This is a genomic window from Oleiphilus sp. HI0080, from assembly GCF_001635135.1.
Window position 1 is genome coordinate 1 of record NZ_LWFU01000568.1, and the last position, 1476, is coordinate 1476.

A 1476-nucleotide genomic window follows, 5' to 3' on the forward strand; every position below is an offset into this window, starting at 1 on the left:
CTTTCGGATATTTGGTTTATTGAGGACTGAATGTTCGTCATTTGTTCGTTTTGGTTTTCGGCTTGCTGGGTGCCGGCCTGTGCGAGCTGAGTCAACTTGGTGCTTTGCTCGACAAGTGCAATAGATGTTTGTTGTGTTTGTTCAACAAGATTGGCGAGCTTTGATACAAACAAGTTAAAGCTTGCCGCAAACTTAGATATTTCGTTGTCGCCAGAATCATTTAGCCGGCTGCTCAACGTAGCTTGGCCGTTAGCAATCTCGTGCATTTTTATGGCCATATTTTCGATGGGTTTAAATAATAGATTGGCACTGAAAAATATCAGGGTGATAGCGCATGCCGAGACAGCTATGAGTAAAATCAGCAAGCTATAACTAAGCTCCTTTGATAATTGTTGAGCACTTTCAAATGCTTCATTGGCGGTCATTTCGCTTATTATCGCCCAATTAAATCCATCCACCTCGATTGGGGCAAATGCAGAAAGCATTTCTTCCCCATCGTAACGATGAGTTTGACTAAATCCGGTTTCACCAGAGAGGGCGGCTCTGGTAGCCAGAGTGTCGATTTTTTGGAGCCCGATACCACTCCCTCTAGCGCGTATTTGCTCCAACGGTTGAGGTGTTTCTTGTTGATGCGCGCCAAGGTATTCAAGATATAGATTTAAGTCTTCGGCGTTGAGCCTGCTGGTATTCCGCAATTTTGAATCTGGCCCCACCAAATAGGACTCGCCACTTAATCCATAGCCTGTATCGATCCAAGAGCGATTGTTGGTCATGATCTCGTCAATTTTATCAATCGGGAACTGAACTATTAATACGCCGCGAACGCGTTTGAACTTCACAATCGGTGTGGCTATGAAGGCGACTTGCTCGTCTAAAAGGGGCGCATAGGCACTGAAATCTTCAAACGCCAGCTCTCCTTGTTGTAGCTCAAGTGATTTTCGGAATACGCGGCCTATGCCAGAACCGGCGAACACGCCATCTTTTATGTTGGTGCCTAGTTCAAATCCTTTTTTGAGCGAGTAGTTCACGCGTCCGCTTGGGCCAACCAAATAGATGTCCCCAAATCCTAGTTTGCTCGAGTAACCTAAAAACGTGCTGTGATAACCGCTGTGCGCTCCGCTAAAGGACGAAAACTCATTGCTCGGGCTCTCTAATTTTTCTTTCTGACCGACGGCATTCGGATTCTTGGCGATGTAGTGGTATTGAAGTATCCATGTGTTGGTTGAGAAGTTTTTAAAATAGAGCGCTTCATCGATCGGAGATTCCGGGTTTTGCTGATTGTACTTATTGAGGAATTCGCTTCGAACATACTATTTTACTTCGTCTTTTTGGCTCTGTGAGATACCACTAGATTGCTCGAACGAATCAAAAGTAGAGTCAAAATGAAAGCTTGCAGCGCCGGTGTTTTGATCGGCAGACATGAGCGCAAATTGCTTGGTTACCCCGCTCAGATAATCTTCTATGTGGGACTTTTTG

At 45.1% G+C, this 1476-nt stretch carries 1 protein-coding gene; it reads right to left on the reverse strand.

Annotation, left to right across the window (positions count from 1 at the left end):
• Nucleotides 1-1028: HAMP domain-containing protein (locus A3751_RS12585; protein WP_156492417.1), on the reverse strand; the 1028-nt coding region annotated here is incomplete at its 3' end.
• Nucleotides 1029-1476 lie beyond the last annotated feature (448 nt).